Genomic DNA, 26016 nt, shown 5'->3' with positions numbered 1-26016 from the left:
TACTGTATGTTTATACAGTATCTCGTGGTGGAGGTTGTGTGGACAGAGAGTTGAACGAGCAGGTCATGATTGAACGCGTCGAGATGATTGCTCGACTGACGACAGAAGGAACATGTCAGGAAAGAGATCGTGAGATTGCCCTGAATTTGATTGCTGAGATTGCGCGGGGAAATTTAATCAAAAACAACGCGTTTACCGTTGTTTTCTCAGCATCGCCTGTTCCGGAACGCATCAAAAAAGAGGGTAACGTTCGGGTGAACATTACGCTTGATAAAGACCAGCAGATTGGCCATGGCGTCGTCGAGGCCTTCCAGAACGAACTGACCCGCCGAATAAGATCCCTGTTCCCGTCATCGCGGGTGACCGTGAAAATAGGATCGATGACGGGAGTAGAGCTCCAGGGGCTCGAAGGAGAAGCCGATCGCGAGCTGCTGGATAATATTCTCCGGGAAGTCTGGGAAGACGAGAGCTGGCGCTAGCCCAGCATCATTACCCGAATGCACGCCCTCATTCTGATTTTGCGCTTTCGTTGACCCACGCTTCGCTGCTTGTGGACGGTCTGTTGTGTCCGCGATTGTCCATCCGTCAGCGATAGCGAAAAGGCCGCCAGCCCGGGAAACTCTACAGTACCTGGTAACCGGATGTTGGGAGCGTCTGATGAAGATCTATGCAATGCAGGGGGACACGCTTGATGCCGTTTGCGCCCGCTATTATGGGCGCACGGCTGGCGTCGTAGAAGCCGTTCTGAAGGCCAATCCTGGCCTCGCGGAGTCAGGCGTTATCTTGCCTCACGGCACGCCGGTAGAGATGCCGGAGGTAAATAGCGCCCCCACCAAAGAATCCGTAAATCTATGGGACTGAGCCTGGAGAAAATCACCACGTTTATCGCCTACTGGCTGGCCGTGGCGCTGGCCTGGTTCGGGGCGATGTCGCCTGAAAAGGTCGCGCTGTACGTGGGGAGTGTTTGCGCCATTTTTACCGCACTGACGAACTACTGGTTTAAGCGAAAAACCTGGCGCTATCTCCAGTCGCTGGGCCTCGATAAGAAGAGCATTCGTGAACTCAATCATTAAGCGTTGCAGCGTCGCCGGCGTGCTGGCCCTGGCTGTGCTGATGCCCGATTTTCGTTTACTGAAAACGTCCCCTGAGGGGCTGGCGCTGATTGCCGATCTCGAAGGATGTCGCCTCTCGCCCTACCGGTGCAGCGCTGGGGTATGGACGTCAGGCATTGGCCACACGGCAAACGTTGTGCCGACGCGGGACATTACCGAGCGTGAGGCCGCGGTAAATCTGGTTGCTGATGTACTCAACGTTGAGCGACGACTGGCGACGTGCGCGCCGGTGGAGATGCCGCCGCGGGTCTACGACGCGCTGGTGAGTTTTACCTTTAATGTTGGCGCAGGCGCCGCCTGCCGTTCGACTCTGGTGTCTTTTATTAAGCGTAAACAGTGGTCGCAGGCGTGCGAACAGCTTACCCGCTGGGTGTACGTCAACGGCGTCAAAAATACCGGTCTGGAAAACCGCCGTGTCCGCGAAAAGGCCTGGTGCATGAAGGGGCTGCCATGAGAGTCCTCATGCTGATGCTGGCCGGGCTGCTGGCGATCGCGCTGTGGCTTCGTCATGACAACCAGACCCTGTCCCGTTCCTTAGCCACGGCCAACCGGGTCGCCAGCGAACAAAAAAATGCCCTCGCCACGCTCAACCATCAGCTGTCCCAGTCGCAACGGATGGCCAGAGCAAACGAAAACGCCCAGGTCAGGCTCCGTGAAGAGCTTGTCGCTGTGGGTGAGGAGAGGGCAAGACGGGAAGCGACTATCGGGAGATTACTCAATGAAAATGAAGCGTTACGCCGCTGGTATACCGCTCAGTTGCCTGATGCTGTCCGCAGGTTGCACACCCGCACCGCCTGCGCCTCCGCAGCCCATTGTTTACAACGCCTGCCCGAAGGTGAGCCGCTGCCCGATGCCGGGAAGCGAACCCGCCACTAACGGCGATCTCAGCGCCGATATTCGCAGGCTTGAGTACGCCCTTATCGCCTGCGCGCTGCAGGTTGAAACCATTAAAGACTGTCAGGATAAACTCGATGCACAAACTCAAGAGCCTGCGTCAGGCATTAATTGACGCGATCCCCCAACTGAATGCCAACCCGGAGCGCCTGCAGATGTCGGTCGGCAGCGGCAATATAGACGCCCGCCTGGCCTCCTCGCTCTCCTTTGAAAAACGGTATGTGCTGAACGCGAAGGTTAGCGGTTTCACCGGCGACAGCGAGGGATTTTTTGTCCCGATACTGGCCTGGCTGCGGGAAAACCAGCCGGACATTTTTACCCTCGATGACGGACGCAAAAACGGATACACCTTCGCGATCGTTTTAAACGATGACGCTACGATGGATATCAGCATCAGCATGCAATTAACCGAGCGCATTCTTGTTTCCGAGGAACAGGGCGTTCTGCACACGACCTATTCCCCGGAGCCGCCGCTGCCGGAGCCCGTCACGCGTCCGAAGGCGTTGTACATCAACGGTGAGCTGGTCAGCCAGTGGGAGGACTAAGCTCCCCACGCTGAAGGCCGCCAGCCGCCAGCTGTCTGGACCGCTTGTTGTATCATCCCGCAGAAAACCCCGTCTCGTTGCTGCCGTTCCTCCTGAACGGCATTCTCTTCTCATGAATACATTAACTTCCATGCACGGTATCGCTCGCGCGATCCGCAATCTGATTCGTATCGGTGTTGTGACCGACGTTGACCTCAACAGAGGGCTTTGTCGTGTCCAGACCGGCGGGATGAAAACCACCTGGCTGAACTGGCTAACCTGCCGTGCGGGACGTTCGCGCGTGTGGTGGGCCCCTTCCGAGGGAGAGCAGGTGCTGCTGCTGGCCATCGGCGGTGAGCTGGATACCGCCTTTGTGCTGCCCGGCATTTTCTCTGACGACCATCCGGCGCCGTCCGGGTCGCCTGACGCATTCCACGTCGCGTTCCCTGACGGCGCGGTGATCGAGTACGAACCCGGACGCGGGGCGCTGAGGGTTTCAGGCATTAAAACGGCCGACATTTCCGCTTCTGAATCGCTGACCGCCACCGTGCCGGAGGTGCGGGTGATCTCAACGTCCCGTATCACGCTGGATACGCCTGAAGTGGTGTGCACCAACAAGTTAATTACCGCCTCGCTGGAAGTGCAGAAGGGCGGGGTGATGACCGGAAATATTGAGCACTCCGGCGGTAAATTGACCTCCAACGGAGTGCAGGTGGACAACCACGCGCACGGCAGTGTGCAAAGCGGCGGAAGCTGGACTAAGGGGACACAATGACGGTGCGTTACAGGGGAATGAACAGGCAGACCGGGCTAAGCCTTTCAGAGGCTGACCACATCCGGCAGAGCGTGCGCGACATTCTGGTTACGCCGATTGGCTCGCGGGTCATGCGCCGGGATTACGGCTCGCTGCTGGCGGCGATGATCGACAGGCCGCAGAGCCCGGCGCTGCGCCTGCAGATCATGGCCGCCTGTTATTCCGCCATCCAGAAATGGGAGCCGCGGATAAGCCTGACGGCCATCACTTTCGAACGTTCGGAGAACGACGGGACGTTGTATGTCGATATCACCGGCACGCGCCCGATCTCCGGACAATCTTTTTCTATCACCATTTCACTGAGTTAAACGCTATGGCTATTGTTGATCTGAGCCAGCTCGCCGCGCCTGATGTCGTGGAGGAGGTGGATTATGAAACGCTGTTGGCAGAACGAAAGGCCACCTTTGTCTCCCTCTATCCGGAAGAGGAGCGAGAGGCGATTGCACGGACGCTGACCCTGGAATCCGAGCCGATTGTGAAGCTGCTGCAGGAGAACGCCTACCGGGAAGTTATCTGGCGCCAGCGCGTAAACGAGGCTGCACGGGCGGTCATGTTGGCCTATGCGGCAGGCCGCGACCTGGACCAGATCGGGGCAAACGCGAACCTTGCGCGTCTGACAATTACCCCTGCCGACGACACCACGTTACCGCCCACTCCGGCTGTGATGGAGTCCGATACCGACTTTCGGCTGCGCATCCAGCAGGCACCGGAAGGGCTGAGCGTGGCCGGTTCAACGGGCGCGTATCAGTTCCACGGCCGCAGTGCAGATGGTCGGGTGGCTGACATTTCCGTCATTAGCCCACAGCCCGCAAACGTCACGGTTTCCGTGCTCTCCCGGGAGAATAACGGCGTAGCGTCTGAGGAACTGCTCGCCGTTGTTCGCAATGCGCTGAACGATGAGGACGTCAGGCCCGTCGCCGACCGCGTGACCGTCCAGTCGGCCAACATTGTCGACTACAGCATTGAAGCATCGCTTTTCCTTTTTCCCGGCCCCGAAAGTGAACCGGTACTCAATGCGGCAAGAGCCCGATTACAGACCTACATCACGGCTCAGCATCGGCTGGGACGCGATATCCGCAAGTCAGCCATTTACGCTGCCCTTCACGTGGAAGGGGTGCAGCGGGTGGAACTCACCGCACCCGCGGCTGACATCGTGCTTGATGAAACCCAGGCCTCCTGGTGCAGCCACTACAGCGTAACCGTGGGGGGAAACGATGAATAATGCCCGCCTTTTACCGGTTGGCTCATCGGCGCTTGAGGTCGCCGCGGCGCGCGCCTGCGCGGACATCGAAAATACGCCGGTTCCGCTGCGTCATCTCTGGAGTGCGGACACCTGTCCGGCGAATCTGCTGCCCTGGCTGGCGTGGGCGTTTTCGGTTGACCGCTGGGATGAGAACTGGCCGGAGGCCACCAAACGGGAGGTGATCCGCGCCGCGTGGTTTATTCATGCCCACAAGGGAACGATAGGCGCTGTACGTCGCGTGGTGGAGCCGCTTGGCTATCTGATTAACGTTACCGAGTGGTGGCAAACCAACGATCCGCCCGGCACCTTCCGCCTTGATATCGGCGTACTGGACACGGGCATCACCGAGGAAATGTATTACGAAATGGAGAGGCTCATCGCCGATGCGAAGCCTGCCAGCCGCCACCTTATTGGCCTGAATATCATCCAGGACATTCCGGGTTATCTCTATACCGGTGCCCTGAGCTATGACGGCGACATCATCACGGTTTATCCCGGATAAGTGAGAGCACAATGACAGTGAAATATAAAACGGTTATCACCAAAGCCGGTGCCGAAAAACTGGCTGCCGCGACCGTCCCGAACGGCAAGAAAGTCAATTTTACGGCGATGGCCGTGGGTGACGGTGGCGGCACATTGCCGGTTCCTGATGCCGGGCAGACGAAGCTGGTTAATGAAGTCTGGCGCCATGGGCTGAATAAAATTAGCCAGGACAATAAAAAGCTTAACTATGTAATCGCGGAGCTTCTCATTCCTCCCGAAGCGGGTGGTTTCTGGATGCGTGAGATGGGGCTTTACGATGACACCGGTACGCTGATTGCCGTCGGCAACATGGCGGAAAGTTACAAACCATTACTGGAGGAGGGATCGGGCCGTGCACAGACCGTGAGAATGGTGATCATGGTCAGTGATATCGCCTCGGTCGAGCTCTCGATAGATACGTCTACGGTGATGGCGACCCAGGAGTACGTTGATGAGAAGCTTGAAGAGCATGAGCAGTCTCGCCGTCATCCCGATGCCACGCTAACGGCTAAAGGATTTACGCAGCTCAGTAGTGCGACTGATAGTGTGTCTGAAACGCTGGCCGCAACGCCGAAAGCGGTTAAGGCTGCCTACGACTTTGCCCGTGGTAAGTATACGGCTCAGGATGCGACTACCGGACAAAAGGGGATTGTTCAGCTTAGCAGTGCGACCGATAGTGCTTCAGAGACGCTTGCGGCCACACCAAAGTCTGTGAAGACTGTCAGTGATGATCTCATAAAACTGAAAAACAGTCTGGGTACTGCTGCTGGTAAAAATGCCCAGGAAAGTCGTGACGACATCACGCCCGGGCGCGTGGTGGTTAACGGTGGTGCGCTTGCTATACGGTCTGTTGCTGCTGAAGCGAGCAGAGAGATTAAAGACGCAAGCGGTCTTCCTGCTAATTCCGTAAGTTTCTGTTATGCCAGTGCTGCCTATTCACCTGGCTATGAGGCGACAATTCTTGATGTGGGAGGACTGGGTGGTAACTATCGGGTGCAATATGCTGCGTCTTATAGTGATGGTGGTAAACAACTAAAATTCCGTACCTTAAATGGAGATAACGGATACTGGGGGAGCTGGACGAAAGTTCTCACAAACTACGGGGGAAGCGTTGATTATCTCGATGGTGCAAAGTATTACGCCACTAAGCCGGAATACTGGCAGGGAGGTGGGGCATTTGCACATCAATATACGAATGGCTCAGCACCGTTTTTTGTTGGTGGATACACTACCGCTAAAGATAATTCGGTATACCTTCCGATCGTGAAAGGAACGTCTGTAACGAGTGGTCATGGATATGGCGCTTCTGTTAGTTTTGGCATATTACGATCGGGTAAAAATGATTTTGGTTCCGCAGTCGTTCATATCATTGGGGATTCTGGCAGTGGTGCCCTGTATTCTTTTGATGCAAACGGAACATTCAATGCACCCCAACGGCTTTATAGCGGTGACTCAATTTTTGCTGCTGGGCAAATTAACAGCGGAGGCAATATCGTTGCGGGTCAAGGGGTGTTTGAATCCGGCGGGCAGGTAAGGGTTTATTCTTCGAACAACCCACCACCGAACCAGTCAGGGTCGACCACCACCGGAAACAGCTCCGCCTATTACCGTCACGGCAACGGTCAGGTGTTCATGCAGTGTATTGGCGGGGTTGCTTCCAACTCCAATTCCAACCCGGATGTCACTGTTTATCTTCCGGCTGCTTTTCCTAACGGAATCCTCGCAATAGGTGGCTCTTTCAGCGGAACAGGGGGAAATGACAAAGATTCTTACTGGACAGCTAACCCTTTAAGTGCAAGTGCTTTCTCTCTTCACTCGCGAAATATGAGCGGCTATTTCTCTTTTGTGGTAACAGGATATTAGTTATGCATAGTCAGTTATTCAGCAATAAAACGCGCGGCTTTTATCCGATTAAAAGTTTGCGCTATTACAAGTCTGTTAACGCTCTGCCGGATGACCTTGTCCGGGTCCGTGATTCAGAGCATGAAAAATTTGTCGGCGCCGCTCCCGTTAACTGCGCCCCCAGTTACAACGTCGAGAGCAAACAGATGGAGTGGGTCACTGTAGCCGCACCGGTCAGGGCACCAGAAGAAATCCTCGCGGCTAATCGCAGAGAGCTATTGAGCAGGCAACGCGAGGCGGCGGTAAGCGCTTTTCCGCTGCAGTCTGCAGTTGATTTGGGGATGGCTACCGAGGAAGAAAAAACACAACTGGAAGAACTGAAAAAATACGTTGTTGAACTGACGGGGGTTGACCTCAGTGTACCAGACTGGCCTAAAACTCCTGAGTGGATATCTGTTTAAACTGTCTTATTATAAAGAAAAGGCCCGCATCACGCGGGCTATTTCTTATTTATAGGGGCATCACTCATATTTTTCTGTTTTATTACCGATAAAAAATTTGAGCCAGTAATAACCAAAAATTCATCATGCAGTCAGACCGCCAGCTAACCAGAGTAAAATCGTTATTACCTCGTTAATGGCGCAACGATATCGATAATATTCACTCATTAATAATGGTAATCGACGATCAATTACTTATGATTGATCGCTCAAAACGCTCAGTCACCTTTCCCGCGCGGGTCAACCACTCACTCTATGTTGTGCTGCCCTACCTCCAACGGCATTACGTTTCATACCTCCTTCGCCCAAGAGAAAATAGCCTCACCACTAAACGAAGGAGTTAACCGGATGGGCGACTATCACCACGGCGTGGAAGTTATCGAAATCAACGATGGCACCCGCACCATTTCCACCGTCTCGACGGCAATCATCGGTATGGTCTGTACGGCCAGCGATGCTGACGACAAGACATTTCCTTTAAACGAGCCCGTGCTCATTACCAACGTGCAAACTGCGATTGCGAAAGCTGGCAAGGCGGGGACGCTGTCCGCTTCTCTGCAGGCGATTGCTGACCAGTGTAAACCGGTTGTCGTTGTTGTTCGCGTGGCTGAAGGCACCGCTGAAACCCCGGAAGAGGCGCGCAAACAGACCGTTTCCAACATCATCGGTACCACCGATGAAAACGGTAAATATACCGGCCTGAAGGCGCTTCTCACGGCGAAAACGGTAACCGGCGTTAAGCCACGTATTCTCGGCGTGCCGGGGCTGGATTCTCAGGAAGTGGCAACCGCGCTGGCCGCGATGTGCCAGAGCCTGCGCGCGTTCGGCTATGTCAGCGCATGGGAATGTAAAACCATTTCTGAGGCGATCGACTACCGCAAAAACTTCAGCCAGCGCGAGCTGATGGTTATCCACCCTGATTTTCTGGCATGGGATACCACCACGAACGCAACGACGACGGCCTGGGCAACCGCTCGCGCGCTTGGCCTGCGCGCCAAAATCGACCAGACCATCGGCTGGCATAAAACCCTGTCAAACGTTGGCGTCAACGGCGTCACCGGCGTAAGCGCTTCTGTCTCCTGGGATCTGCAGGAACAGGCTACCGATGCGAACCTGCTTAACCAGGCGGGCGTCACCACGCTGATTCGCAACGACGGCTTCAAATTCTGGGGTAACCGTACCTGCTCTGACGACCCGTTATTCGTCTTTGAAAACTACACCCGTACCGCGCAGGTGCTGGCCGATACCATGGCGGAAGCGCACGCGTGGGCGATGGATAAACCCATCACGCCAACGCTTATCCGCGACATCGTTTCCGGTATTAATGCCAAGTTCCGCGAGCTGAAAACCAACGGCTATATCGTCGACGGCTCCTGCTGGTATGACCCTGAGTCTAACGACGCAACCACCCTGAAAGCGGGGAAACTGTATATCGATTACGACTACACCCCTGTCCCGCCGCTGGAAAATCTGACCCTGCGCCAGCGCATCACCGATACCTATCTGGCAGACCTGTCAGATTCGGTTAATAGCTAAGGAGCTGAAGCATGGCGTTACCACGCAAACTTAAGTACCTGAATATGTTCAACGATGGCCTGAGCTATATGGGCGTTGTTGAGTCTGTAACTCTACCGAAGCTTACCCGCAAGCTGGAGAAGTATCGTGGCGGCGGTATGCCGGGCTCGGTCTCTGTCGATCTCGGTCTGGACGATGATGCCCTGGCGCTGGAGTGGACCGTTGGCGGTCTGCCGGACGCCGCGCTGTGGGCGCAGTACGCCTCTCCAGGCGCGGACAGCGTGCCGCTGCGCTTTACCGGCTCTTTCCAGCGTGATGATACCGGCGAAATCTCCGCCGTCGAAATCGTCATGCGCGGCCGTCATAAAGAGTTTGATGGCGGCGAGAACAAGCAGGGCGAAAGCGGCACCACCAAGATGTCCACCGAGTGCGCGTACTACCAGCTGACCATTGATGGCAAAGAGATCATCGAGATCGACATCATCAACATGGTGCTGAAAGTCGACGGCGTCGATCGTCTGGCTGAACACCGTAAGGCCATCGGCCTGTAACCCTTTAACCGGCCGGGATAGCCGGCCGGTAAGCTAACTTTCAGAAGAGTAATGAAATGGAAAATAGCAACGAGAACGCCATGAACAACAGCTCATACATTGTCACGCTTGATAGTCCCGTTCTGCGCGGCGAGCAAAAAATTGAACAGGTGACGGTCTCCAAACCGAATGCCGGGACTCTGCGTGGGATCTCGCTGGCCTCGCTGGCGCAATCCGACGTTGATGCGCTGATCAAGGTGCTGCCGCGAATGACCTCGCCGGCTCTGACCGAGCATGAAGTTGCGCGTCTGGATGCCTGCGATCTGCTCTCTTTTGCCGGTAAGGTGATCGGTTTTTTGTCACCGGCTTCGGCTCGCTGAGATTTCCCGAAAATCTGTCGGTCGACGATCTGATGGCGGATATCGCGGTGATTTTTCACTGGCCGCCGTCAGAGCTGTACTCCCTTAGCGTGACCGAACTCCTCTTATGGCGCGAAAAAGCGCTGCAGCGAAGCGGAAACCACCATGAGTAATAATGTCAGTCTTCAGGAGTTGCTTAAGGCAGTTGATCGTGCAAGCCGACCGCTTAACGCTCTCCAGAACGCCAGCCAGACTCTCGCGAGCGATATCCATGATTCGCAGACGGCGCTGGGGGCGCTCGACGAGCAGGCGGGGCGCATTAACGGCTTCAGAAAAGCAAATGCCCAGCTCGCCACGACGGAGCAGTCGCTTGCTCAGGCGAAACAGCAGGCGGCGGCGCTGGCGTTGCAGTTTAAAAACACACAAAATCCTACTCAGGCACAGGCTGATGCGCTGTCCGCAGCCCGAAAATCGGCAGCCAACCTCAAGCTTGAGTACAACAGCTTACGTTACTCGGTACAGCGTCAGCGGACTGAACTCGCTCAGGCGGGAATCAACACGCGAACGCTTTCGTCGGATGAGCGTCGTTTAAAAAGTCAGATCGGCGAAAAAACGCAGCAGCTTAACCGACAGCGGGATGCGCTGGCCCGCGTCAATCAGCAGCAGGCGCAGCTGAGTACCGTTCAGAATCGCTACGAGTCAGGCAAACGCGCTGCCGCGCGGGTGCATCAGCTGGCTAATGCGGGCGTGGGCATGGCCAAAGCGGGCTTTGATCAGACGTCCCGGTTTATGGCGCCTGGCATCAGTTTTGAAAAACAGATATCGACTATTCAGGCAAGCCTTGGTCTGGAGAAGGGCGACGCCCGGCTTGAGGCCATTCGTCAGCAGGCGCGGGAGGTCAGTGCCAGGACCGGAGTCCCCGCAGATACGGTCGTCCGTGCACAAACCGAACTGGCTCGTTCAGGCTACGACGCCGATGGGGTTATTGCTGCCACTGTACCCACGGTTAACCTCAGCCTGGCGGGGAATGTCGACGCGGCTAAAGCGGCCGATATGATCGCCAGCACGCAGGCCGCCTATAACCTGACCGATACGGATGCGGGACGCATCGCAGATTTACTTACCCGCGGGTTTACCTCTTCGAACACCAGTCTCGTTGAGATGGCGGCGGCCGTCACCTCCGCTGCGCCCGCTGCGGATGCGACCGGTATGGGTCTTGAAGAGACAATCGCGCAGCTTGGCGTTCTGACGGAAAAGGGAATGAACGGTGCCGCCGCCGGGGACGCGCTCAGCGCGATGCTGCGACAGCCACAGGCTCCGGATGCACTGCGTTCAGCCGCGGGTAACGGCGCGCTTGATAAAAAACGCCAGCAGTTGCAGGGGGCAACAGGCAGTGCCGCGCTCGTGGCTTCCGTGCAGACCGACAATCTTGACGGCGATATCAGCAAATTCCAGGCCGCGTGGAGCGGGCTGAAGATTGACGTATTTGATAAAGCAGATGGCGCTTTGCGCAACCTGATAACAACCGCAACCGGCTGGCTTGGCACGGCCTCCCTGTGGGTGAATGCCAACCCTGAGCTGACGCAGACCCTTGCCAGCATTGTTGTCGGCGCGCAGGCGTTTGCTGGGGTACTGGGTGGCGTAGGCACGGTTATTGGTCCGGTTTTGACGGGCATCAATATGGTTATTACCGCGGCCGGGATGTTAGGAACGGTATTCAGCGTGGTGGGCGGTGCCGTCATGACGGTGCTGGGCGCCCTTAGCTGGCCGGTGATAGCCCTTGGCGCGGCGATTGCCGCCGGAGCCTTGCTGATTTTCAAATACTGGGAGCCCATCAGCGCCTTCTTTGGCGGGGTGATTGAGGGACTGTCTGCAGTCTTCGCACCGCTGGGCGAGTTGTTCTCTCCGCTCTTACAGGCGTTTGGTTTTATCTCAGAAAAACTGGGCGGGATCTGGCAGTGGTTCACCGATTTGATTGCGCCGATTAAGGCGACGCAGGAAACGCTGGATAGCTGTAAAAACGCTGGCGTGATTTTTGGTCAGGCGCTGGGGGATGCGCTAATGGCACCGCTTAATCTCTTTAACAGCCTGAGCGGTAAGGCCAGCTGGCTGCTGGAGAAACTCGGACTGATCAAAAACGAGTCGGGTCATCTCGACGCCGCGGCGGCAAAAGCAGACACGGCATCTTCTCCTGCGGGCAGTGCGTCCATTCCGGTGGCGGGGATCTCTGGCGGCGGCCAGGGGTATCAGCCAACCCTCGTGCCGGGAGGACGCTCTTACGTCGATCAGAGTAAAAGCGAATATCACATCACACTGCAGGGGAGTGCGGCCTCCGCAACGGATCTGACGCGTCAAATCCGGGAGGAAATCGAGAACAGTGAGCGTGATAAAGCGAGACGGCAGCAATCCAGCTTAATGTATGGTTGAGGAGAGATAAAATGTTAATGGTGCTGGGTCTGTTTGTCTTTGAACGACGAACCTTACCCTATCAGACAATGCAGTTTACAAAGGATTACCGCTGGGCGTCCAACGATCGGATCGGGAAACCTAAAGCCTGGCAGTACCTTGGCGAAGGCGAGACATCTTTTACCCTCTCCGGACTGCTTTACCCGGAACTCACGGGAGGGCGGCTTTCCCTTAAGGCGGTCGAGCTGATGGCGAATGAGGGGCGGGCATGGCCGTTGATAGACGGTACCGGCATCATTCACGGCATGTTTATCATTGAGAAAGTCACGCATACGCATTCGGATTTTTACAGTGACGGTACTGCCCGAAAAATTAATTTTACGCTGGAACTGAAACGCGTGGACGAATCGCTGGTGACGATGTTTGGCGATCTGAGAACCCAGGCCGAAGAGCTGGTGACGAGCGCACGTAATAGCATTGGAGGGCTGGTGGGATGATCACCGAAATGAATATCCGAGCGGGTGGGAAAATCGCCCCTGATTTTATGCTTAAGCTTGACGATCGCGATGTCACACAGAATTTCAGCCACCGTCTTATCAGTCTGAGCATGATCGACAAACGTGGGCTGGAAGCCGATCAGCTGGATATTCAACTGGATGATTCCGACGGGCTACTAGACTTGCCGGCCCGGGGGGCAAGGCTCTCCTTATGGCTGGGATGGGAGGGAACCCCGCTTGAGGAGAAAGGGGACTTTACGATTGATGCGATTCAATTCCGGGGCGCGCCGGACACGCTGACCATCCGGGGATTCAGCGCAGATTTTCGTGGAAAGCTAAACGTGCGGCGCGAACAGTCGTGGCATGACACGACGATTGGCGCGATAGTCGATACCATCGCTCAGCGTAACCAGTTGACCGCCAGCGTCGCGTCGGGGCTTGCATCCATCGCCATCTCTCATATTGACCAGTCTCAGGAGACAGACGCGGCGTTCCTCTCCCGCCTTGCTGAACGTAATGGAGCATTTGTTTCAATCAAAGCCGGGAAGATTATCTTTATGAAAGCGGGCCAGGCCGTGACGGCCAGCGGCACGCCGATTCCCTTAATGATGATTGAGCGTGGGGATGGTGATAAGCACCTTTTTTCCGTCGCTGACCGTGAAAATTATTCCGGCGTGACGGCCAAATGGCTGCAAACGCGCGACCCAAAGCAACAAAATCCTCAATTGAGTATTTCACGTCAATCAGGGGGGCAGCCGACAGAAGCACTGCAGCACCCGGATGCCGTCGCACCAGTAGCGGAAACAGGAGGCAAGGAGCAGAAGCCGCAAGAGAGGCTGGTGGGATCGGCGGAAAACGTATTTGAGCTCACCACGGTCTATGCCTCTGAAGAGCAGGCGCTCAGGGCCGCAGAGGCTAAGTGGCGCGCGCTTCAGCGGGGAACCGTAGAGTTTTCCATCCAGCTTGCCCTGGGACGCGCCGATCTGTTCCCCGAAACGCCGGTGCTGGTAAACGGTTTTAAACGCGTCATCGACGAGCAGGCGTGGATCATCAGCGAAGTGGTGCATACCCTCAACGATAGCGGATTTACCACGCAGCTTAAGCTTGAGCTGAACGTCAGCGACGAAAAATTTACTGTTGATAGTGAGTAATGTAGTTGCTATTGGTTTTATTTTGGGTATTATTGATTCACAAAATGTGAATTAAGTGGAGGGGTACATGTTTCATTGTCCTAAGTGCAAGCATTCAGCGCATGCGCGTACCAGTCGCTATTTAAGTGAAAATACCAAAGAGCGCTATCACCAGTGCACAAATGTTGACTGCAGCTGTACGTTCGTGACGATGGAGTCCGTAGAGCGTCTGATTGCGACCCCTGGTGCCTCTGGAGGTGTCCAGACGGCTTCGCTGAGCCAAGGTTAGCGGGTTCAAAAAAACAATAAAAAAGCCACTCAATCGAGTGGCTTAATTATATGATTCTAAAGCTAAAATTTGGTGGCCCCTGCTGGACTTGGACCAGCGACCTGGCAATTCTTAGCCCCATTTTAAAGGCTTATAAGTCAATGATTTACTCTGTTTTTTTAATGGTTTTTTTGCATCGAATAATGTTAAATATGAAAGCATAGTGAATAGATCTGCTGCCATTTTGCTGACAACGATGCCTATAAAAAATGATAATCGCCATTTAAGAGGTAGAGGGCTAAACCAATCATAAAGGAGCCGAACAGCGAAAACACAGTGTTATACCAGTAGAAGTAGATAGGTGTTTCGGATCGGTAGATGTAGTAATTTTCATATGTGCCTTTATACCAACCGACGAAGACCCCACTTCTAAGAGCTTTTGCTGAATGAAAAATCATCCACAATCCGCAAAGAAGTACACAGATCAATACTAATAATGTATCCCATTCCATAGCTTGTCTTCTAAAAATAACGGCTTATCAAAGTGTTAGTGGGTTGAGCAATGTCGCTTCGTTCAGGTGACAAGGTGTAAAGTGAGCATAGCGCATCGTTACCTTAATATCAGTGTGTCCGGGAATACGCTGGAGTACAAGGATATTGCCTCCGAGCATCATAACCTCTACATCCGAAGGTGGCGCATCAACAACTTTCGTACTGGTCCGCTGCTGGCGTGTTTTTTATGAAACTCCTGCTGCCATTTTGCTGCCAATGGGATTTGAATAAACAAAAAGGCCACTCGGGAGAGTGGCCTAACTGTATGTATTTACTGCTAAAATTTGGTGGCCCCTGCTGGACTTGAACCAGCGACCAAGCGATTATGAGTCGCCTGCTCTAACCACTGAGCTAAGGGGCCGTGGCGGTGAATTATAAAGTAACTCCCCGCAGCAATCCAGCCATTCACACCTGCCTGCTGTTTTTATAAACAACGCATAATCAATCCTTTATACTTCCATAACGATGTATCAGCGGGAGTAAAGATGATCAACGATATTCTGGCCCCTGGCCTGCGGGTGGTGTTCTGCGGAATTAACCCGGGCAAGTCCTCGGCGCACACCGGTTTTCACTTTGCCCATCCGGGCAATCGCTTCTGGAAGGTGATCTATCAGGCCGGGTTTACCGACAGGTTACTCAAGCCTGAAGAGGAGCAGCACCTGCTGGACACGCGCTGCGGCATAACCATGCTGGTCGAGCGGCCGACGGTGCAGGCAAGCGAGGTCAACCTGCATGAACTGCGCAGCGGCGGGCGGGAGCTGGTGAAGAAGATTGAAGACTACCAGCCTGCCGCGCTGGCGATCCTCGGCAAGCAGGCCTACGAGCAAGCATTTAGCCAGCGCGGGGCTAAGTGGGGTAAGCAGAGCATCATGATTGGCGTGACGCAGGTGTGGGTGTTGCCGAACCCGAGCGGGCTCAACAGGGCGACGCTGGACAAGCTGGTAGAGGCGTATCGGGAGCTGGATGAGGCGCTGATGGTGCGGGGGCTTTAAGCCTCTGCGGCCTGATGCCCTCACCCTCTCCCCACATGACTGAGGGATCCCCACAACGTTATGGCAGCACGGAACAGTCCCCTCGCCCCTCCGGGGAGAGGGTTAGGGTGAGGGGAATATACGGCCGTGGTGGTCATTCCGTTCACTTTATGTTCCTTGCTACTCTGTCACGACATGACCTGTGAACGTGCCAGGATGGCTCAGTCGCCACCACCCTGGCGACCCGCCCTCTCGGCGCATCCATGCGCCTCGCCCCGGCCTGCAGGAAACGCCTCAGCGATTTACAGCCGGACCAGAGCATCGCTGAAAGTCTTCACTCGTTCTGAAACAAGGTTATTGCTTCTGCTTATAAATTACTGGGGAGCCCACAGTCCAAAGGGAGAGGGAATAAACAAAAAAAAAGCTCCCGATTGGGAGCTTTTTCACGGTCAGGACAGGTTAGTCGTCCAGGAAGCTACGCAGTACTTCAGAGCGGCTTGGATGACGCAGCTTACGCAGCGCCTTCGCTTCGATCTGACGGATACGTTCGCGGGTCACGTCGAACTGTTTACCCACTTCTTCCAGCGTGTGGTCGGTGTTCATATCGATACCGAAACGCATACGCAGGACTTTCGCTTCACGGGCGGTCAGGCCAGCCAGGACGTCGTGCGTTGCGGCACGCAGGCTCTCGGTGGTGGCAGAGTCCAGCGGCAGCTCGAGGGTGGTATCCTCGATGAAATCACCCAGATGCGAATCTTCATCATCACCGATTGGTGTTTCCATGGAGATTGGCTCTTTGGCGATCTTCAGCACTTTACGGATTTTGTCTTCCGGCATCAGCATGCGTTCGGCCAGCTCTTCTGGCGTCGGCTCGCGGCCCATCTCCTGCAGCATCTGGCGGGAAATACGGTTGAGCTTGTTGATAGTCTCAATCATATGCACCGGAATACGGATGGTGCGCGCCTGATCCGCGATAGAGCGGGTGATAGCCTGACGGATCCACCAGGTTGCGTAGGTAGAGAACTTGTAACCACGACGGTATTCAAACTTGTCTACCGCTTTCATCAGACCGATGTTGCCTTCCTGAATCAGATCCAGGAACTGCAGACCACGGTTGGTGTATTTCTTGGCGATAGAGATAACCAGACGCAAGTTCGCTTCAACCATCTCTTTCTTCGCACGGCGGGCTTTCGCTTCACCGATGGACATGCGACGGTTGATGTCTTTGACCTGCTCGATGGTCAGGCCGGTCTCTTCTTCAATCTGCTGCAGCTTCTGCAGGCCGCGATACACGTCTTCTTTCACGTCGTGCAGTTTTTCAGACCACGGCTTGTTCATCGCAATAGCCGCGTTGAACCAGGTTTCGCTGGTTTCGTTGCCGGTGAAGAGGGTGATGAAGTTCTTCTTCGGCATTTTGCACTGCTCAACGCACAGCTTCATGATGATACGTTCCTGGGTGCGTACGCGATCCATCATCACGCGCATGCTGTTCACCAGGTAGTCGAACTGTTTTGGCACCAGGCGGAACTGTTTGAACACTTCAGACAGCTTCAGGATCTCTTCCTGAGCGGCAGCGTGGCTGCGGCCTTTCGCTTTGATGGTGTCACGCGTCACTTCGTACTGGGTACGCAGCTCGGCAAACTTCTCGCGCGCCAGCTCCGGGTCGATGCTGTTGTCATCGTCCGCGGTGTCGTCGTCGCTCTCCTCCTCATCTTCGTCTTCGTCGTCATCCATCTCTTCCTGAGACAGCTCAGAACCGACGTGAGTGGCGGTAGGCGCCATATCTTCTTCAGCGTTCGGGTCGACAAAACCGGTGATCAGGTCAGACAGGCGCGCTTCTTCCGCTTCAACGCGATCGTACTGCTCCAGCAGATAGGTGATCGCTTCCGGGTACTCGGCAACAGAGCACTGAACCTGGTTGATCCCGTCTTCGATGCGTTTTGCGATGTCAATTTCGCCTTCGCGGGTCAACAGTTCAACGGTACCCATTTCGCGCATGTACATGCGGACCGGGTCAGTGGTACGCCCGATTTCAGATTCCACGCTGGACAGTACCTGTGCAGCAGCTTCTTCCGCATCTTCGTCAGTGTTGTTGGAGGTTTCAGCCAGCAACAGATCATCGGCATCCGGTGCTTCTTCCATCACCTGAATGCCCATGTCATTGATCATTTGGATGATGTCTTCGATTTGATCTGAATCGACGATATCTTCCGACAGATGGTCATTGACCTCGGCATAGGTCAGATAGCCTTGCTCCTTACCACGTTGGACAAGAAGTTTCAGCTGTGACTGCGGGTTTTGCTCCATAAGACGGTATCCACACTTAATTCGTTTGATTGGTGTCGGCGATGGGGCTGCCAACCTTTAAAGCGAGGGCGTACTTATATTTTTGCCGCTGCCTCTCAGTGCGGCTGCCGGGGGCTTCCCGATCGATATTCGGCACTTAAGCCGTTAAATACTTCATCCTTCACGTTGTCTCTGCGTTAGCTGCGTTCTCTCATCCTGATCATGTACTTATGTACACTCCCAGGACTTCGTTCGCTTGCTGCCTTGATACAACGCGAATGATTTTGTCTTTCACTTATTTTCTTGCCAGTTCCTGGTTAATCATCCAGAGCTCCCGGCGTTCTTCGCTGCTTAAACCGTGTGTGCGCTCGCGAGCTATCAACTCTTCCTGGCGCAGCTCAAGCATCGAATCAAACATATGGTTGAGTGAGTCGGTGAACGTTTTTTCTGCAATGTCCTTATCTGCTATATCGTCCCACATCGACAATTTTTCAAGGGTAGCGGCCTCTTTTGTGCCGCGATAATGCTCTAAAAGTTGTCCGGTGGTCAGACCTGGCTGAGACAAACACGTGTTGACCAGTTCTGAAAATAAGCCAAGTCCGGGCAATTTTTCGTGGTTCAAACCCGCCAGCGACGGCACCTGTGGCGCCAGCTCGGGGTTTTGGACCAGTAACCCTATCAGTATACGCATGGTTGTGCGTTTTAGCTGAGGCGCGGGGCGAACCGTGCCGTTTTCAGCCTGTTTAGGCATTAAACGTTCAAGCTGGCTGTCATCCAGAATGCCGAGCTTGTTGCCTAGCTCCTGACGCAGGTAGATGCGCAGCGTTTCGCCGGGCACCTGACTGATTAACGGCAGCGCCAGCGTGCTGAGCTGCGCGCGCCCGTCAGGGGTACTCAAATCGACCTGCGGCATCAGGCTGTTAAACAAAAACGTGGAGAGCGGCTGAGCCTGCTCCATCCGCGCTTCAAACGCCGCTTTACCCTCTTTACGCACCAGCGTATCCGGGTCTTCACCATCGGGCAGGAACATAAAGCGCAGCTGACGCCCGTCGGTCATATAGGGTAGCGCGGTTTCCAGCGCGCGCCAGGCGGCATCGCGTCCGGCGCGGTCTCCGTCGTAACAACAAATCACGTTGTTGGTCACGCGGAACAGCAGCTGAATGTGATCCGCTGTCGTGGACGTTCCTAACGACGCCACCGCGTAGTTGATGTCGTACTGCGCCAGCGCAACGACGTCCATATAGCCTTCGACGACCAGAAGACGCGGAGGTTCCGCGTTATCCTGCTGCGCCTCATAAAGACCGTAAAGCTGGCGGCCCTTATGGAAAATATCGGTTTCCGGGGAGTTGAGGTACTTCGGCAGGGCATCACCCAGCACGCGACCACCAAAACCAATTACCCGGCCTCGCTTGTCGCGGATTGGGAACATCACCCGTTCGCGGAAGCGGTCGTAGCTTCGTCCCTGGTCGTTGGTGACCAGCATGCCTGCATCGATGAGAGATTTACGATCTTCGCTATTGCCGCCAAAACGCTTTAACACGTTGTCCCAGCCGGGCGGGGCGTAGCCAATAGCGAAACGCGCAATGACATCGTCGCTCAGTCCGCGCTTGTTCAGATACTGACGCGCAGGCTCAGCCGCAGAGTGCTTAAGAGACTGTTGGTAAAACGAATTCAGGCCATCCATCAGTTGATACAGCGTTTGCCGTTGATGGCGCTCGATCTGACTTGGCCCACTGCCTGCTTCATACGGCACTTCAAGGTTATGCATTGCCGCCAGCTCTTCGACGGTTTCAACGAACTCGAGCTTGTCGTAGTTCATTAAAAAATCAACGGCATTACCGTGAGCACCACAGCCGAAGCAATGGTAAAACTGCTTTTCACCGTTTACGGTGAAGGAGGGGGTTTTTTCGTTATGGAACGGACAGCACGCATGATAATTCTTGCCCTGCTTTTTCAGCTTTACCCGCGCGTCGATGAGATCGACGATGTCGGTTCTGGCGAGCAGGTCATTGATGAAAACGCGTGGGATTCTTCCGGCCATATGCCCCAAAATTTAAGCGACTTATAAACGAAAACAAGCCGCGCATTCCTTCCGGAAGCACGGCCTTACGACTATTACTCTGTCTGTCAATTGAGGGCTGAGGCCCTCAACCAATTAGTACAGACGAGTACGGCGTGCGTTTTCGCGAGCCAGTTTCTTCGCGTGACGTTTCACAGCGGAAGCTTTAGCGCGCTTACGTTCGGTCGTTGGTTTTTCATAAAACTCACGACGACGAACTTCAGCCAGAACACCTGCTTTCTCGCATGAACGTTTGAAGCGACGCAGTGCTACGTCGAACGGCTCGTTTTCACGTACTTTAATTACCGGCATGTAACTCTCACCTTTAATAAATTCGGTTTGCCGCTGGCATCAACGCCAGCTTATTTCAAAATGGTGCGGAATTTTACTGCAAATGCTGCTGCTTTGTAAAGCACCGATGCGATTTTGAAAGGGACTTTAATAAGGGTGAGGAGTATACACGAGCCTTCTTCCTGGGGCGAACAAAGTTTTACATCAACCCGCCCAGGCTCTACACTGCGCGGTATTGAAACGAGGTAAAACAAGTCATGCGTGTACTGGGTATTGAAACATCCTGCGATGAAACCGGCATCGCCATTTACGACGACGAAAAAGGGCTTCTGGCCAACCAACTGTATAGTCAGGTGAAATTGCACGCTGACTACGGCGGCGTCGTGCCTGAACTGGCCTCTCGTGACCACGTGCGTAAAACGGTTCCCCTGATCCAGGCGGCGCTGAAAGAGGCCGGGTTAAGTTCAACCGATATTGATGCCGTGGCCTATACCGCCGGTCCGGGCCTGGTCGGTGCGCTGCTGGTCGGCGCGACCGTTGGCCGTTCGCTGGCCTTCGCGTGGGACGTGCCGGCCATCCCGGTTCACCATATGGAAGGGCACCTTCTGGCGCCGATGCTGGAAGAGAATCCGCCTGAATTCCCGTTTGTGGCGCTGCTGGTCTCCGGCGGCCATACGCAGTTGATTAGCGTGACGGGCATTGGCAAGTACGAGCTGCTGGGCGAGTCGATCGACGACGCCGCCGGTGAAGCGTTCGACAAAACCGCCAAGCTGCTGGGACTCGATTACCCAGGCGGCCCGATGCTGTCCAAAATGGCGGCGCAGGGAACGGAAGGGCGCTTTGTCTTCCCGCGTCCGATGACCGACCGTCCGGGGCTGGACTTCAGCTTCTCCGGGCTGAAAACCTTCGCGGCCAACACGATCCGCAATAACGACGACAGCGATCAGACCCGCGCCGATATCGCCCGCGCGTTTGAAGATGCAGTGGTGGATACGCTGATGATCAAGTGCAAGCGCGCGCTGGATCAGACCGGCTTCAAGCGTCTGGTGATGGCGGGCGGCGTCAGCGCCAATCGCACGCTGCGCGCGAAGCTCGCCGAGATGATGCAAAAGCGTCGCGGAGAAGTGTTCTACGCGCGTCCGGAATTCTGCACCGATAACGGGGCGATGATCGCCTACGCCGGGATGGTGCGCCTGAACGCTGGCGCAACGTCTGACCTGAGCGTGTCCGTGCGTCCGCGCTGGCCGCTGGCGGAACTGCCTGAGGCGTGAGTTTTTTTGCCGGGCGGCACTTCGTTTGCCCGGCCTACGGTTTTGTAGGCCCGGTAAGCGCAGCGCCACCGGGCAACAAACCGCACTACACCCGCAGCATCCCTTTCTCTTCCAGAAACGCAATAATCGTCCCCAGGCCGTCCCCCGCCTTCAGGTTGGTAAAGGTCCATGGACGCTCGCCGCGCATGCGGTTGGTATCGCGCTCCATCACCTCCAGCGAGGCGCCGACGTACGGCGCGAGATCGGTTTTGTTGATCACCAGAAAATCGGATTTGGTGATCCCCGGCCCGCCCTTGCGCGGAATTTTTTCCCCTTCGGCCACGTCGATCACGTAGATGGTCAGATCCGCCAGCTCCGGGCTGAACGTCGCGCTGAGGTTGTCCCCGCCGCTTTCCACGAAGATCAGATCCAGATTACCGAATTTCTCGCTGAGCGCTTCCACCGCCGCCAGGTTCATTGAGGCATCTTCGCGGATGGCGGTATGCGGGCAGCCGCCGGTCTCCACGCCCACAATGCGCTCCGGCGCCAGCGCGCCCGCTTCGGTCAGGATGCGCTGATCCTCTTTGGTGTAGATATCGTTGGTTACCACCGCAAGATGGTAGGTATCGCGCATCGCCTTGCAGAGCGCTTCCAGCAGCGCGGTTTTACCCGACCCTACCGGGCCACCCACGCCCACGCGCAGGGGATGTTTGTAATCAGCCATGTTGACTCCTCAGGAACGGAATAGTCGTGAATATTGGGTTTCGTGGCGCGCAGAGGCGATGGCGGACAGCGGCGTTGCTGCCCCCAGCGCGTCGTCGCGACGTAAAAAGGCCTGTTCAAGCCCGGCGGCAAAATGGTCGCTCAGTTCGATAATCAGCTGCTGCGCGGCCTGCTGCCCAAACGGCACCAGCTTGACGCCCGCCATGACCGCGCTCTCAATCCAGCTGTATCCCAGGCTCAGCGCCAGCTCGCGCACGTCAATGCCCCATCGCACGCCGAGCCACGCCATGCCGCACAGCTGGCTTTGCCTGCACAGCGCCAGCCATTCTGCCGGGCAGTCCGGCTCCCAGCTTTTAATCAGGCGCGTAAAGGCCGCTCCGCGGTTGCGTTCTTCTTCGCGCAGCTCGCGCGTTTCCCGACAGGCGAGCAGGTATGCCGTCCAGCGTCTGGCCGTTGCCAGATCGTGCCTATCGCAGGCCTGACAGAGACGGTGAAACAGCGGCAGATCGACGCAGAAAAAGCTCTGCTCCATCTGCTGGATCTGCCAGCGTTTAAAGGCGTCGGCGTCCGTGACCCAGCCCGCCTCAACGGCCCACTCCAGCCCCTGCGACCAGGTAAACGACCCGACCGGCAGGCTGCTGCTGGAGAGCTGCATCAGGCGCAGCCTCTGGCGGGCGTGCTCCATCAGCTCATCAGCGCCAGCAGGGCGGAAACAATCAGCCCGCCGCCAAAGGTTTTACGCAGCCCGTCGTGACGGCGCAGCAGCAATCCTGCGGCGAAACTGGCGCACAGCACCGTGGCGCTGGCGAACATAAACCCGCTGGTGAAGAGCCAGAAGTTATGGCCGGACATCTCCACGCCGTGCGCCCAGCCGTGGAACATCGCCAGGGCAGGCACCGCCAGCAGCAGGCGATTTTCGGTTTTAAACATCATCACGCCGCTGACCGCCAGCGAGGCGATAATCAGCATCTCCATGCCGCTAAAGCCGCCGAGCAGACTGCCCGCAACGGCACCGACAAGCATCATCCCGAGGGTGGCAAACGGCAGCAGGAGCTTGCGGCCGCTCAGCGCCGACAGCACGCCTGCACCGGTCAGCATCAGGAGATGATCGAGCCCGGTCAGCGGGTGGAAAAAACCGGCCTGAAAGCTGTCGGCGCCGTGGCCGGGATGCGCGAGCGCGGGAACGGAAAAGGCCAGCAGTAACAGGGGGAGTAACTTGCGCATGATGGATCCTTAATGTGAATGGGTATGAGCGTGGCTATGGCTGTGGGCATCGCTGGCGTACGCGCCCGCTTCCGGTTCAAACGGCAGGCTGGCGTAGGTTACCTCCAGCCCAAACTGGCGCAGCATGTCGTCGAGAACGTGATCGTGGTGATAGCGCAGCTCGCCGGGCATGACCTGCAGCGGCACGTGGCGGTTGCCCAGGTGGTAGCAGGCGCGGGCGAGCAGGAACGGATCGGCGCAGCGCACCACGGAGACTGACTCAGGTGCGGCGATCACTTCGATCACTTCACTGCCGTCGTCGGTGGTCAGCAGGTCGCTCCCGCGCAGCAGCAGGCCGCGCGGCAGCATCAGCCCGGCTTCGCGGCCGTCGTTAAGCGCCACGCGGGCGCGGCTTTTCACCCGCACGTCAATCGGCAGCGTGACGCTGGCGGTAGTCTGATGCGCATGGTCCAGGCGTTGGGTCAGATAAATCATCATCACTCCTCAAAACAGGAAATAGCGTTGCGCCATCGGCAGAACGTCAGCCGGTTCGCTGGTAATCAGTTCGCCGTCGACTCGCACCTCGTAGGTTTGCGAATCAACGGTGATGTTCGGCTGCAGAGCGTTGTGGATCATGTCGGCCTTTTTCACCGTCCGGCAGCCTTTTACCACCGCCGTGGCGCTCTGCAGGTTGAGCTGCTGGGGGATACCGTTCGCGTGAGCCGCCTGCGAGACAAACGTCAGCCGCGTGGCGTGGCGCGCGGCACCCAGCGCGCCAAACATCGGGCGGTAATGGACCGGCTGCGGCGTGGGGATTGAAGCGTTGATGTCACCCATCGGCGCACAGGCGATCATCCCGCCTTTGACGATGGTGGCGGGTTTTACGCCGAAGAACGCCGGGGACCAGACCACCAGATCTGCCAGCTTGCCCGCCTCAATCGAGCCTACTTCATGGGCGATACCGTGGGTCAGCGCCGGATTAATGGTGTATTTGGCGACGTAGCGCTTCACACGGAAATTGTCGTTCTCGCCGGTCTCTTCCGGCAGCGCGCCGCGCTGGACCTTCATGCGGTGCGCCACCTGCCAGGTACGGATAATCACTTCCCCGACGCGGCCCATAGCCTGCGAGTCTGACGACGTGAGCGAGAACGCGCCGATGTCGTGCAGCACGTCTTCGGCGGCGATGGTCTCCCGACGAATGCGGGATTCGGCAAACGCCACGTCCTCGGCGATATCCGGGTCGAGGTGATGACAAACCATCAGCATGTCGAGATGCTCGTCGATGGTATTCACCGTGTAGGGCAGCGTCGGGTTGGTGGAGGAGGGCAGAATATTCGGGTGCGCGCAGGCGGTGATGATATCCGGCGCGTGGCCACCGCCCGCCCCTTCGGTGTGGAAGGTGTGGATGGTGCGCCTGCCAATGGCGGCCAGCGTATCTTCGACAAACCCGGACTCGTTCAGCGTGTCGCTGTGCAGCGCCACCTGAATGTCCATCTCTTCGGCCACCTCCAGAGAACAGTTGATCGCCGCAGGCGTCGCGCCCCAGTCTTCGTGGATCTTAAGCCCGATGGCGCCCGCGGCAATTTGCTCGCGCAGGGCGTCCGGATTGGATCCGTTACCTTTGCCGAGCAGGCCGATGTTCACCGGCAGCGTATCGGCGGCCTGCAGCATGCGGGCGATATACCACGGCCCTGGCGTGCAGGTGGTGGCGTTGGTGCCCGCTGCGGGTCCGGTGCCGCCGCCGATCATGGTGGTGACGCCGGAGACCAGCGCCTCCTCCGCCTGCTGCGGGCAGATCCAGTGGATGTGGGTGTCGATCCCGCCTGCGGTGACGATCTTCCCTTCGGCGGCGATGACTTCGGTTGCGGCACCAATCGGGATCGTCACGCCGGGCTGAATGTCCGGGTTGCCGGCTTTGCCGACGGCAAAAATCCGCCCGTTCTTGACGCCGATATCGGCTTTCACGATCCCCCAGTGATCGACGATCAGCGCGTTGGTCAGCACCAGATCCACGCAGTCGTCTGCGGTCATCTGCCCCTGGCCCATGCCGTCGCGGATCACCTTCCCGCCGCCGAACTTGACCTCTTCGCCGTAGATCGTGAGATCGTCTTCCACTTCAATCCACAGCTCGCTGTCGGCCAGCCGCACTTTATCGCCGGTGGTGGGGCCGAACATATCGGCATAGGCCTGGCGCGAAATCTCAGCCATGTTTCACCTCACCCATTACCTCGCCGCGAAAGCCGACAATGCGCTGCGCACCCGTGACCTGAACCAGCGTCACTTCGCGCTTCTGGCCGGGCTCAAAGCGCACGGCGGTACCTGCCGGGATGTTCAGCCGGTAGCCCCGGATCACCTCGCGGTCAAACTTCAGCGCCGGGTTGACCTCGTAAAAGTGATAGTGCGATCCGACCTGGATCGGCCTGTCGCCGTGATTTTCGACAACCACGGTTTGGGTTTCGCGCCCGACGTTGATCGCAATCGCGCCGGGCTGGATCTGGTATTCGCCTGGGATCATCACGCGCTCC

32 protein-coding genes, 1 tRNA gene and 1 pseudogene are annotated in these 26016 nt (G+C 56.5%); 23 read left to right on the top strand and 11 right to left on the bottom strand.

The window, feature by feature from the left end:
• The first annotated feature begins 38 nt into the window (after positions 1 to 38).
• The 21 genes from KGP25_RS21160 (at position 39) to KGP25_RS21060 (ending at position 14177) form a co-directional block, all read left to right on the top strand.
• Positions 39 to 479 (top strand): DinI-like family protein, encoded by a 441-nt coding sequence (locus KGP25_RS21160; protein ID WP_223539588.1) that lies wholly within the window; start codon positions 39 to 41, stop codon positions 477 to 479.
• Positions 480 to 657: 178 nt separating this feature from the next.
• On the top strand, positions 658 to 861 hold the full coding sequence (locus KGP25_RS21155) for a tail protein X (RefSeq protein WP_024906438.1): 204 nt from the start codon (positions 658 to 660) through the stop codon (positions 859 to 861).
• Entirely contained in the window at positions 852 to 1073 is a 222-nt protein-coding gene (locus KGP25_RS21150; protein ID WP_023616187.1) for an HP1 family phage holin, read from the top strand. Before KGP25_RS21155 ends, KGP25_RS21150 begins: the two co-directional genes overlap by 10 nt.
• Complete coding sequence (locus tag KGP25_RS21145; protein ID WP_023616186.1) at positions 1057 to 1566, top strand: lysozyme; 510 nt, start codon at positions 1057 to 1059, stop codon at positions 1564 to 1566. Before KGP25_RS21150 ends, KGP25_RS21145 begins: the two co-directional genes overlap by 17 nt.
• Positions 1563 to 1988 carry an Rz-like lysis system protein LysB gene (gene lysB, locus KGP25_RS21140; protein ID WP_223539587.1) on the top strand — a complete coding sequence of 142 codons (426 nt, stop codon included), beginning with the start codon at positions 1563 to 1565 and terminating at the stop codon, positions 1986 to 1988. The genes KGP25_RS21145 and lysB overlap by 4 nt, the downstream gene beginning before the upstream one ends.
• Complete coding sequence (gene lysC, locus KGP25_RS21135; protein WP_229226321.1) at positions 1876 to 2121, top strand: Rz1-like lysis system protein LysC; 246 nt, start codon at positions 1876 to 1878, stop codon at positions 2119 to 2121. The genes lysB and lysC overlap by 113 nt, the downstream gene beginning before the upstream one ends.
• Positions 2084 to 2551 carry a phage tail protein gene (locus KGP25_RS21130; RefSeq protein ID WP_223539586.1) on the top strand — a complete coding sequence of 156 codons (468 nt, stop codon included), beginning with the start codon at positions 2084 to 2086 and terminating at the stop codon, positions 2549 to 2551. The genes lysC and KGP25_RS21130 overlap by 38 nt, the downstream gene beginning before the upstream one ends.
• A 112-nt stretch (positions 2552 to 2663) precedes the next feature.
• Positions 2664 to 3305, top strand: a complete 642-nt coding sequence (locus KGP25_RS21125) for a phage baseplate assembly protein V (RefSeq protein ID WP_223539585.1) — start codon at positions 2664 to 2666, stop codon at positions 3303 to 3305.
• Positions 3302 to 3652 carry a GPW/gp25 family protein gene (locus KGP25_RS21120; RefSeq protein ID WP_063622458.1) on the top strand — a complete coding sequence of 117 codons (351 nt, stop codon included), beginning with the start codon at positions 3302 to 3304 and terminating at the stop codon, positions 3650 to 3652. The genes KGP25_RS21125 and KGP25_RS21120 overlap by 4 nt, the downstream gene beginning before the upstream one ends.
• Before the next feature lie 5 nt (positions 3653 to 3657).
• On the top strand, positions 3658 to 4566 hold the full coding sequence (locus tag KGP25_RS21115) for a baseplate assembly protein (protein ID WP_045910030.1): 909 nt from the start codon (positions 3658 to 3660) through the stop codon (positions 4564 to 4566).
• The gene (locus KGP25_RS21110) at positions 4559 to 5089 is read left to right on the top strand and encodes a phage tail protein I (protein WP_223539584.1); all 531 of its coding nucleotides are present in this window, start codon (positions 4559 to 4561) and stop codon (positions 5087 to 5089) included. Before KGP25_RS21115 ends, KGP25_RS21110 begins: the two co-directional genes overlap by 8 nt.
• A gap of 11 nt (positions 5090 to 5100) precedes the next feature.
• Positions 5101 to 6972 (top strand): phage tail protein, encoded by a 1872-nt coding sequence (locus KGP25_RS21105; protein ID WP_223539583.1) that lies wholly within the window; start codon positions 5101 to 5103, stop codon positions 6970 to 6972.
• Between the two features lie 2 nt (positions 6973 to 6974).
• The gene (locus tag KGP25_RS21100; protein ID WP_223539582.1) at positions 6975 to 7412 is read left to right on the top strand and encodes a tail fiber assembly protein; all 438 of its coding nucleotides are present in this window, start codon (positions 6975 to 6977) and stop codon (positions 7410 to 7412) included.
• Positions 7413 to 7799: 387 nt separating this feature from the next.
• Positions 7800 to 8987, top strand: coding sequence for a phage tail sheath protein (locus tag KGP25_RS21095; protein WP_023616179.1), 1188 nt, complete (start codon positions 7800 to 7802; stop codon positions 8985 to 8987).
• 11 nt (positions 8988 to 8998) lie between these two features.
• On the top strand, positions 8999 to 9517 hold the full coding sequence (locus KGP25_RS21090; RefSeq protein WP_045910027.1) for a phage major tail tube protein: 519 nt from the start codon (positions 8999 to 9001) through the stop codon (positions 9515 to 9517).
• 56 nt (positions 9518 to 9573) lie between these two features.
• Entirely contained in the window at positions 9574 to 9876 is a 303-nt protein-coding gene (locus KGP25_RS21085) for a phage tail assembly protein (RefSeq protein WP_023616177.1), read from the top strand.
• A gap of 32 nt (positions 9877 to 9908) precedes the next feature.
• A complete protein-coding gene (locus KGP25_RS21080; protein ID WP_023616176.1) occupies positions 9909 to 10028 on the top strand; it encodes a GpE family phage tail protein in 120 nt (39 codons plus the stop codon).
• A complete protein-coding gene (locus KGP25_RS21075; protein WP_223539581.1) occupies positions 10021 to 12282 on the top strand; it encodes a phage tail tape measure protein in 2262 nt (753 codons plus the stop codon). The genes KGP25_RS21080 and KGP25_RS21075 overlap by 8 nt, the downstream gene beginning before the upstream one ends.
• Positions 12283 to 12293: 11 nt before the next feature.
• A complete protein-coding gene (locus tag KGP25_RS21070; protein ID WP_045910024.1) occupies positions 12294 to 12758 on the top strand; it encodes a phage tail protein in 465 nt (154 codons plus the stop codon).
• Positions 12755 to 13909: a phage late control D family protein gene (locus KGP25_RS21065; protein ID WP_063622452.1), complete on the top strand. Its 1155-nt coding sequence runs from the start codon at positions 12755 to 12757 to the stop codon at positions 13907 to 13909. The genes KGP25_RS21070 and KGP25_RS21065 overlap by 4 nt, the downstream gene beginning before the upstream one ends.
• A gap of 67 nt (positions 13910 to 13976) precedes the next feature.
• Positions 13977 to 14177, top strand: coding sequence for an ogr/Delta-like zinc finger family protein (locus KGP25_RS21060; RefSeq protein WP_053076393.1), 201 nt, complete (start codon positions 13977 to 13979; stop codon positions 14175 to 14177).
• Positions 14178 to 14695: 518 nt separating this feature from the next.
• Here the strand turns inward: KGP25_RS21060 and KGP25_RS21050 are convergent.
• Both KGP25_RS21050 and KGP25_RS21045 read right to left on the bottom strand, forming a co-directional pair.
• Positions 14696 to 14830, bottom strand: a pseudogene (locus KGP25_RS21050) (site-specific integrase); the annotation flags it as partial.
• A gap of 163 nt (positions 14831 to 14993) precedes the next feature.
• Positions 14994 to 15069: transfer RNA gene (locus KGP25_RS21045), tRNA-Ile, on the bottom strand.
• Between the two features lie 124 nt (positions 15070 to 15193).
• Here KGP25_RS21045 and mug point away from each other — a divergent pair.
• Positions 15194 to 15700 (top strand): G/U mismatch-specific DNA glycosylase, encoded by a 507-nt coding sequence (gene mug, locus KGP25_RS21040; protein ID WP_008503183.1) that lies wholly within the window; start codon positions 15194 to 15196, stop codon positions 15698 to 15700.
• 438 nt (positions 15701 to 16138) lie between these two features.
• Here the strand turns inward: mug and rpoD are convergent, their stop codons facing one another.
• The 3 genes from rpoD to rpsU all read right to left on the bottom strand — a co-directional run bounded on the left by rpoD (position 16139) and on the right by rpsU (position 20336).
• A complete protein-coding gene (gene rpoD / locus KGP25_RS21035) occupies positions 16139 to 17986 on the bottom strand; it encodes an RNA polymerase sigma factor RpoD (RefSeq protein ID WP_223539580.1) in 1848 nt (615 codons plus the stop codon).
• Between the two features lie 274 nt (positions 17987 to 18260).
• Positions 18261 to 20006, bottom strand: coding sequence for a DNA primase (dnaG, locus tag KGP25_RS21030; protein WP_048028960.1), 1746 nt, complete (start codon positions 20004 to 20006; stop codon positions 18261 to 18263).
• A 114-nt stretch (positions 20007 to 20120) separates the two neighbouring features.
• Positions 20121 to 20336 carry a 30S ribosomal protein S21 gene (gene rpsU / locus KGP25_RS21025; RefSeq protein ID WP_001144069.1) on the bottom strand — a complete coding sequence of 72 codons (216 nt, stop codon included), beginning with the start codon at positions 20334 to 20336 and terminating at the stop codon, positions 20121 to 20123.
• 236 nt (positions 20337 to 20572) lie between these two features.
• Here rpsU and tsaD point away from each other — a divergent pair, with 236 nt between their 5' ends.
• Complete coding sequence (gene tsaD, locus KGP25_RS21020; RefSeq protein WP_045909996.1) at positions 20573 to 21586, top strand: tRNA (adenosine(37)-N6)-threonylcarbamoyltransferase complex transferase subunit TsaD; 1014 nt, start codon at positions 20573 to 20575, stop codon at positions 21584 to 21586.
• A gap of 85 nt (positions 21587 to 21671) precedes the next feature.
• Here tsaD and ureG read toward each other — a convergent pair whose 3' ends face one another.
• From ureG to KGP25_RS20990, 6 genes are read right to left on the bottom strand one after another with little or no spacing between them, the layout of a single operon-like run.
• Complete coding sequence (gene ureG / locus KGP25_RS21015; RefSeq protein WP_008503187.1) at positions 21672 to 22289, bottom strand: urease accessory protein UreG; 618 nt, start codon at positions 22287 to 22289, stop codon at positions 21672 to 21674.
• 9 nt (positions 22290 to 22298) lie between these two features.
• Complete coding sequence (locus KGP25_RS21010) at positions 22299 to 22973, bottom strand: urease accessory protein UreF (protein WP_024906474.1); 675 nt, start codon at positions 22971 to 22973, stop codon at positions 22299 to 22301.
• On the bottom strand, positions 22973 to 23512 hold the full coding sequence (locus tag KGP25_RS21005; protein WP_023619349.1) for a HupE/UreJ family protein: 540 nt from the start codon (positions 23510 to 23512) through the stop codon (positions 22973 to 22975). The genes KGP25_RS21010 and KGP25_RS21005 overlap by 1 nt, the downstream gene beginning before the upstream one ends.
• 9 nt (positions 23513 to 23521) lie before the next feature.
• Positions 23522 to 23986, bottom strand: coding sequence for an urease accessory protein UreE (gene ureE, locus KGP25_RS21000; protein WP_223540591.1), 465 nt, complete (start codon positions 23984 to 23986; stop codon positions 23522 to 23524).
• A 9-nt stretch (positions 23987 to 23995) separates the two neighbouring features.
• Positions 23996 to 25699, bottom strand: a complete 1704-nt coding sequence (gene ureC, locus KGP25_RS20995) for an urease subunit alpha (RefSeq protein WP_048224935.1) — start codon at positions 25697 to 25699, stop codon at positions 23996 to 23998.
• Positions 25692 to 26006 carry an urease subunit beta gene (locus tag KGP25_RS20990; RefSeq protein WP_223539579.1) on the bottom strand — a complete coding sequence of 105 codons (315 nt, stop codon included), beginning with the start codon at positions 26004 to 26006 and terminating at the stop codon, positions 25692 to 25694. The genes ureC and KGP25_RS20990 overlap by 8 nt, the downstream gene beginning before the upstream one ends.
• Between the last annotated feature and the right edge of the window lie 10 nt (positions 26007 to 26016).

Source organism: Enterobacter sp. JBIWA003, assembly GCF_019968825.1.
In the GTDB taxonomy this organism is placed as follows: Bacteria; Pseudomonadota; Gammaproteobacteria; order Enterobacterales; family Enterobacteriaceae; genus Enterobacter; species Enterobacter quasiroggenkampii.
The sequence above is the reverse complement of the archived record's forward strand: the minus strand, read 5'-3'. Positions and strand labels throughout refer to the sequence as shown.